The following is a 741-nucleotide window of genomic DNA, read 5'->3' on the forward strand; positions in this document are numbered from 1 at the left end:
CAGCGAACAGCCTGCCAGCCGGTAGTTGCCGAGCGCCCCGCCCGCCATCCGCAGCGCGAGGATTTCCGCGTGCGCGCTCGGATCGTGCCGCGTGATCGGCGCATTGGCGCCCTGCCCCACGCACTGTCCCTGCGCATCGACGACCACCGCGCCGACCGGGACCTCCCCGGCGGCGCCGGCCGCCTCCGCCAACTGCAAGGCTGCACGCATCCAGTGTTCATCGTGGCGCGGATCGTTCATCCGCCGATAGTAGTGCACGGACAGGCGGGCCCGGGCGGCGGTCTGCGTTCCGCCACCCGGTCTGCGGAACTCAGTTCTATCCGCCGGGCTCCATCAGGGCCTCGGTGGCCGGCGGTTCGTGGCCATCGTAGGGCTGTGCGGTCTTGTCCGCCGCAAACCGCTCGCAGATGTAGGGAAATCACGGCGACGCCGAGATAGCTCAGGGCCAGCTCGGGGCTCTTGAACACGCCGATGGCCTTGCTGTGCATGAAGCCGAAGAAGATCAGCACGGCGCCGACGACGGCAAACACGGCGGCTACCTACTTTGCGCGAACCCCGCGCCTGTCGGCCGGTAGGGTGGGCAAAGCGCAGCGTGCCCACGCGGTGGCCGGGCGTGAACGTCCGCGTGGGCACGGCCCACGGCCTTTGCCCACGCTACCTACTCAATGCCATCCTGCGTACCCGGCAGCCTTGGAATCCGCACCATACTGCACCTCGACTGCTTGACGCGGAACACGGTTG

The 741-nt window shown here is 68.7% G+C and carries 1 protein-coding gene; it reads right to left on the bottom strand.

What is annotated here, in order from left to right:
- Positions 1-240, bottom strand: a 240-nt coding sequence (locus RM530_RS18405) for a deaminase (RefSeq protein ID WP_311366725.1), incomplete at its 3' end; no start/stop codon positions are given.
- Between the last annotated feature and the right edge of the window lie 501 nt (positions 241-741).

Origin of the sequence: Banduia mediterranea (assembly GCF_031846245.1) — a bacterium.
In the GTDB taxonomy this organism is placed as follows: Bacteria; Pseudomonadota; Gammaproteobacteria; order Nevskiales; family Nevskiaceae; genus Banduia; species Banduia mediterranea.